5 protein-coding genes and 1 pseudogene are annotated in these 6429 nt (G+C 57.8%); 1 reads left to right on the top strand and 5 read right to left on the bottom strand.

The features are described 5' to 3' along the window. The 5 genes and pseudogenes from M729_RS0130225 to M729_RS1000000139570 all read right to left on the bottom strand — a co-directional run. Window positions 1-315: enoyl-CoA hydratase-related protein (locus M729_RS0130225; protein WP_027163772.1), on the bottom strand; the 315-nt coding region annotated here is incomplete at its 3' end. Continuing rightward, window positions 312-2501: an acetate--CoA ligase gene (locus tag M729_RS0130230; protein WP_027163773.1), complete on the bottom strand. Its 2190-nt coding sequence runs from the start codon at window positions 2499-2501 to the stop codon at window positions 312-314. The genes M729_RS0130230 and M729_RS0130225, both read right to left, overlap by 4 nt. 2 nt (window positions 2502-2503) lie before the next feature. Further along, window positions 2504-3283, bottom strand: a complete 780-nt coding sequence (locus M729_RS0130235) for an enoyl-CoA hydratase/isomerase family protein (RefSeq protein ID WP_198032152.1) — start codon at window positions 3281-3283, stop codon at window positions 2504-2506. Between the two features lie 648 nt (window positions 3284-3931). Next, window positions 3932-4157: pseudogene (locus tag M729_RS1000000139565) on the bottom strand (branched-chain amino acid transferase); the annotation flags it as partial. A gap of 591 nt (window positions 4158-4748) precedes the next feature. After that, window positions 4749-5024, bottom strand: coding sequence for an AsnC family transcriptional regulator (locus tag M729_RS1000000139570; protein ID WP_245267669.1), 276 nt, complete (start codon window positions 5022-5024; stop codon window positions 4749-4751). A gap of 458 nt (window positions 5025-5482) precedes the next feature. On the opposite strand from M729_RS1000000139570, the gene M729_RS0130250 reads away from it, so the two are divergent. Further along, window positions 5483-6429, top strand: a 947-nt coding sequence (locus M729_RS0130250) for a threonine aldolase family protein (protein WP_027163775.1), incomplete at its 3' end; no start/stop codon positions are given.

Genomic DNA, 6429 nt, shown 5'->3' on the forward strand with positions numbered 1-6429 from the left:
GTGCATGGCGAGCGCGATGCGTTGGATTCCCCGGCGGTAGCGATCTTGCACCTCAAAGACATCGCCGGCGAAGCTCCCTCTACGATCCCGCATGTCCTTAACATTGCCGCCGGCGGAAAAAGCCTTGCCAGCTCCGGTCAAGACCAACACCGAAACGGCCGCCTCACCATTGATCCAGTCGACCGTCCGCACGATATCGTCGATCAGGGCCGTCCCGGTCAGTTCGTTGCGGACGTCGTNGCGGTCAAGCACGAGGANGGCGACGCGGTCGCTAACCTCGAGTTTCGAGTCGACGAGTTTCGGCAGATCGGTCATGCCTCAATCCCTATCTTCTCTGGGGACCGCGCCGTGGAGGACGCGGTGAGAAGGATGCGAACGTCTACGACCGCCAGACCGTCGGGATAGGCAAGGATCGGATTGAGATCGAGTTCGTCAATTTCCGGGAATTCTTCAACGAAATCCGAGATACCCACCATGAGATCTGCAAGCGCGTCTCGGTCCACCTGCGCTGCCCCGCGCACGCCATCGAGAACGGCTTGCGCCTTGATTTCGTCCAACATCGCGCAGGCATCATTCCGCGAAATCGGGAGCGCGCGGAACACTACGTCGCTAAGCACTTCGACAAAGACCCCACCCAATCCAAACATCATAACGTGGCCATAGGCAGCGTCACGCACCACGCCTGCAATGACCTCGACGCCCCCCTTTGCTGCCATTGGAGTGACGAGGACGCCGGCAACATTCGCATTTGTCACTGCAGCCTTGGCATTATGAACGATCTCGACGAAACGGCGACGTACCGATGCGACATTGGCAACATTGAGTTTGACTCCGCCGACCTCCGTCTTGTGCAGGATGTCGCGAGATACTATTTTCATCGCAACCGGCTGTGCGCCGAGATGAACAAAAGCTTCTTCGGCCTCTTGTTCATCCACAGCAAGCAAAGCAGGTGCTAGATCCAGGCCAAAGTCGCGCAGGCTGGCTCGCCCTTCGTGCTCCAAAACCTCCCGCCTACCCTCGGCCCTGCAACGCGCGAGAACCTGACCGAAAACTCTGCCGTGCTTCGCTCCATTCGTTGGCAACGCTTCACAGACGCGGCCCATTTCACCATACTCCGCCAAAGCCTGTATGCACCGCACGGCAATTTCCAGGGAGCTGTGCACGGGGATACCGGCTCGACGCATTTGAATGAGGGGTGATGGCCGCTGGTCTGCCGGAAGACAACTGTAAAGGCTGTGAACGATCACGGGCTTGCCAAACCGGCGTGCCATTGCGGCGATCATGTTCGTCGCATCGACTTCTGCGGCCAGCAGGTCTGGTGAAAAACGGACCGCATACCCGCCGTAGAGACCGGAAATCAAAAGTCCATCCACCATCGAATCCTGCAACAGAATCTCGGCGCACGCGGCGAAAACCGCAGGATCTGTGTCCGTGCCGCCGGCAACGTCGACGGGATTGACCACCGATGCGGCCGGAGGAAGCACTGCCGAAAGTCGCCGCCTCGTCTCTTCGCGGAGAGGAGCCAGCACCAATCCACGTTCAGCTAGTGCATCGGCGGCGATTGTGGCGTGACCTCCGCCGTCTGCAAGAATGGCGACGTGGCGCGACCGCAGGGACGGCAGCAGCGATAGCGCCTCAGCTATCGGCAGAATCTCATCGGATCGGTGCGCGAGGACCGCGCCGGCTTGCCTCAGCACGCCTTCGCTGACAGCATATTCGCCAGCCAGAGCGCCGGTATGAGACTTCGCTGAAATGCGTCCGGCCCTTGTCCGCCCCGATTTGTAAATGACAACTGGTTTCTCAAGCGATATCCGTCTCAAGGCGTTTAGAAAGCGGCGACCGTCTTTCAGTCCTTCAACGTAGGCGATCACCACGCTGGTGTTGGGATCGGCCGCAAAGTAATCGAGGTATTCGTCGAAGCGGATATCAGCCTCATTACCTACCCCCACATAAGTGCTCAAACCGACATGCCCATTGGCTTGAGCTTCGGTGACCAGCGAAAGAGCCATGTTGCCGGATTGGGATAAAAGGCCAATGCTACCCTTCCGCAAATCCGAAAAGCCAACGAGATTGCATACTTTGTGAGTATTGAACATGCCCGAGGTGTTTGGCCCGATGATCCTCACCCCGCCAGCGCGCGCAGCGTCTAACACTGCATCCTCGAGCTGCTTGCCGTCGTCTCCAGCCTCTCCAAAGCCACCCGCCAGAACAATGGCACCGCGCACTCCTTTTGCGGCGCATTCGGTGATGACTGAGGCAACGGTCGCGGCGGGAGTGCAGACTAGTGCCAGGTCGACAGGACCCGGCAGGCTGCCCAGATCGGGCAGACACCGAAGGCCGCAGATTTCGCTTTCGTTCGGATTAATCGGATAAATTGCTCCCGCATAGCCGTCATCTAGGAGTTTCCTAAGCGACCTATATCCGCGCTTGGTCGGATTCTTGGATGCGCCGATAATCGCGACGGAACTCGGGGATAGAATATGAACCAGTTCGTTTGACATCCTCATTCTCCCCGGAAGACCGGCGCACGCTTCTCGGCGAAGGCGTCGACACCTTCCTGCCAATCACGAGTTGCCGAACAAAACATCATACCCTCAAGCTCGCCGGTGAGCGCAGCTTCGAACGTCCCTTCGGCGGCGAACGCCAACCGCTCTTTTGCAAGCTGCATCGAGAATGGGGCCTTTTTTGACAGCTCGCTTGCCAGGGTGCGGACCCTTTCAGCAAACTCCTCGTTGGGGATACAGTTCAAGGCCAGCCCGATCCGGACCGCTTCCGCGCCATCAATCTGCCGGCCCAGGAAGAGCAGCTCACGCGCCTTTGCCAGGCCAACAAGTCGCGGAAGAATGTGCGTGACCCCGCCGCCAAGGAATGCACCAAGGCCGACTTCGGGAAATCCGATGCGCCCCGATGCTGCCATGACCATAAAATCACAAGCGAGAGCCATCTCGGCACCGGCGCCAAGGGCATAGCCGTTTACGGCCGCAATGACCGGCTTCGGGTGTGAGCGCAGACGCCTACATACCCTTTGTTCGCTCATCAGATATTGTCGCCTATCGAAGGCCGCGCGGCCGGCCTTGTGTTCTTTCAAATCGGCGCCAACACAGAACGCCCGCCCTTCTCCGGTCAGGACTATCACGCGCACGTCGTTGTCTCGTTCAGACTGGTCGAGCGCTGCCATGACATCGTCGTAGAGTTGCTGCACTACTGCGTTCAGACGGTGCGGCCGATTCAGGCGAATTTCGGCAATACTGTCCTGGATTTCGTACGCGACCGTTTCATACATTATGAGCTCCCTAAAACCCGCTGGACGGACGGTAACCACAGCTCACGATAACAGAGGCGAGTTGATTTGCAACATATGTTTCACTATTGCACAAGTGAGCTGCATGGATCCTATTGGGTCAAAACGCCGGCCGCGAACTCCGCGCCAGGCGCACGAGCTCTTGTCAAATCCGCATCGGCGCGTTCATAGCGCCAACTGCCCTTCTGACATTTATCGTACGGAGGGCATGCAGGGGGCAACATCCACGCGGCATCAGGGGAACCAGTATGCAACAGTTGACTCGATTTTCTGGTATGCATCAATTGACGTGCCGAAGCTGTGGAGAATGGGTGGCCGTACCGCTGCTCCGACAATTGCGGAGAACGTAATTAGTTTCGAAACCATCCTATTCGAACCAAATGAAGCTTTCTCGCCCGCACCGCCCAAATCTAGGGCATGTTGCGGCCGGGCCTCAGGCACGCCGTCGAGACTGCTCATAGGTGACCGCATCGTCGGGGCGCTGATGCTGGTGATCCTCGGAATCGAAACGTATTGCACGAGGCGGTGGGCTGGAGTGACCGAGAGCGCCAGATCGCCCTGAAAACTGACACGATCTTCATGATGCGCTCAACGACGAAGCCTCCCCTCGGCACGGAAGGCGTTCAATCGCCCAAAGAAACGATCAAGATGCAGATCTAACCTGAAGAACCTGCCATTCCAGACGTGCACAGTGTCGTAGGCGACGAGGAATGCAGGAAACCCCAATCCAAAACGGCAATCTTCCCTCGGACATAGGGAGATATTGTCCGTACATGAAAGCCAATCCGTGTGGATACCTATGCCCATCAACTCAATGATCATCTACAGTTGGGAGAATAGGGAAGAGCCGTGTCATTCGTCCATCATTTCTGCTATCTTTCAATCCGTTTACTTGGCCAGGTTAAGGAACTTTGCGTTTTGCGCGAAAGCGGCTCGTATGCTAATCGCCGCAGATAGCGGCACGGCATCGGCGATTTTGAAGGCAAAGACGCGACGTTGGGCACCAAATTCGGACGGCAGGCGAGCTGCAATGGTCATTGGCTGGAGAAGTGAAATAATTCAGTCAGGCAGCTGCCCGACCCATTGGGCCGTCTGCCGAGCGAAACTCATCCGACGGCGTGGGGGCTCGCACAGCGAAACAGCTCGACTGAACTCTTCACGCACACCAACAAGCCATCTTGATCGATAAAAATTCCGACGGCGTTTCCGAGCCGGCCTAAAGTCCACCTAAGGGCTGCATTGTGTTAAACAACAGTCGCGCCATATACTTCGGGCCCACATTAGCGGACCAAACTGCCCTGCGCCATTGAACAGCGTTTGCGAATTGCGCGCTATGGCTTCGCATCATCGCTCATTCAGGTGCGACTCGTAGCCGGACAGCTCAGCCGTTGCTTGCGATACGCGACCCTTTTTGCGACATCCAAGCAAGCATGTATTGGTCATGAGGCTAGCGGTCGGAATCTCCTTCTACCGTTGGCCGAGACGTGCCAATCACGACGGCAGATGCCTTCACATCGCGCGTTGGCAGATGAGCGTAACTTTCCACTGGCCTGATCACGCCATCCGAACGCAGCTTGTTCACTCGACGCATGCATGAGGCTGCCGAGGAACCGACAACTTCCGCGAGTTCGGAAAAGGAGAGTCGGTTGTTCTTTTGTAGGGCTGTAAGAATTCTTCGATCTAGGTCGTCCCTAGCGATGCCGGCCGTCTCAGGAAAGTTCACAGTCGCAAAACGTTGCGCAGCATTTATTGCAATGTTGCGTTAAACTCGACTTGAAATAGCAACGGGGTTCTGCAGGTTGAAACACGCCTCGGTCTGCCGATCCAGATCGGTGCCGCGAGGTCCAGCAAGCTGCCTATATTTCAAACCGCATCACTTTCCGCGGTCGGCGGTTCAAGAAACTATGTATTTTGGTGCAAACCAACCTCCCTCCTGCCCCATATTTCGTCGAAGCTAATCTCGTCGAGACCAATTTGGTTGGCGTATGGCTGCGAATTAGAGGCAGGAGAAGGCACGCAAGGTGACGGCGCGCGCGGACCTCAACGCCGTTGGCCGCACCTCGCGGGTGTGTCCTGTATCTCACCGGGCACGCTGTTTTGGGGCGATTCCCGCCGCTTCGGTTGATGCGCAGCTAGCGCCGGCTTTGCGAGATAGGCAACGCCTACCTCTTGGAGAGAAGAATGATTGATCTGCTCAGCGACACCATAACCCTTCCCACCCAAGAGATGCGGCGGGCGATGTTCAATGCGGAGGTGGGTGACGCCGGTTACGGTGAAGATCCGACGTTAAACCGGCTGGAAGCCTTGGCGGCGGAAATGCTCGGGAAGGAAGACGCCGCTTTCCTAACGAGCGGATGCCAAGGGAACCTTACCGCGCTGCTCGCGCATTGTCCTCGCGGCCACGAGGTGATCGTCGGGGACCGCTCCGATCTCTACGATTTCGAAGCCGGCAGCGTTTCCGCACTGGGGGGGCTCGTCCTGCACCCGGTACCGACAGAATTGGATGGGCGGCTGTCGCTGGATAACCTGCGCTCGGCGATCCGTGACAAGAGCGATTACCAGTGCGCACCGCCAGGGGCCATCGTATTGGAGAATCCTCATTGTCAACGTGGAGGGCGTGTCCTGCCTGCGTCCTATATGAAGGACGTGCGCGAGCTCGCCGACGAGCATGGCTTGCCGTTGCACCTTGACGGCGCCCGCGTCTTCAATGCGGCGATCGCCTCGAAGAGGTCAGCAGCTGAGATAGCGCAGGACTTCGACTCGGTCATGTTCAGCCTGTCGAAAGGACTTGCCGCTCCATTCGGCTCGATGGTGTGCGGCACACGGCCCTTTATCGATCGTGTAAAACGCTATCGGAAGCTCTTAGGAGGTGGCCTCCGACAAGCCGGCTTCATGGCGAGTGCGGGTATCGTGGCGCTTCAAACCATGGTGGACCGTCTGATCGAAGACCATCGCCGTGCCCAGCTGCTGGGGATGAAGATCCGCGACATTCCCGGCATTCGCCTCGAGCCCCCCGTCATTGACACGAACATGGTGTTCTTTCGGCTTGAACGCGACGGTCTATCAACCCCGGAACTCCTGTCAGCACTATCGCAGCGCGGTGTGCGGATGGGCACGCTCCGGGAAGG

Source organism: Mesorhizobium sp. WSM1293 (assembly GCF_000513875.1).
GTDB classification, from domain to species: Bacteria; Pseudomonadota; Alphaproteobacteria; order Rhizobiales; family Rhizobiaceae; genus Mesorhizobium; species Mesorhizobium ciceri.

What these genes read in the sequence shown, in the direction of transcription:
- M729_RS0130235 (WP_198032152.1), bottom strand. Translation starts at nt 3,283, where the DNA reads ATGTATGAAACGGTCGCGTACGAAATCCAGGACAGTATTGCCGAAATT.
- M729_RS0130230 (WP_027163773.1), bottom strand. Translation starts at nt 2,501, where the DNA reads ATGTCAAACGAACTGGTTCATATTCTATCCCCGAGTTCCGTCGCGATT.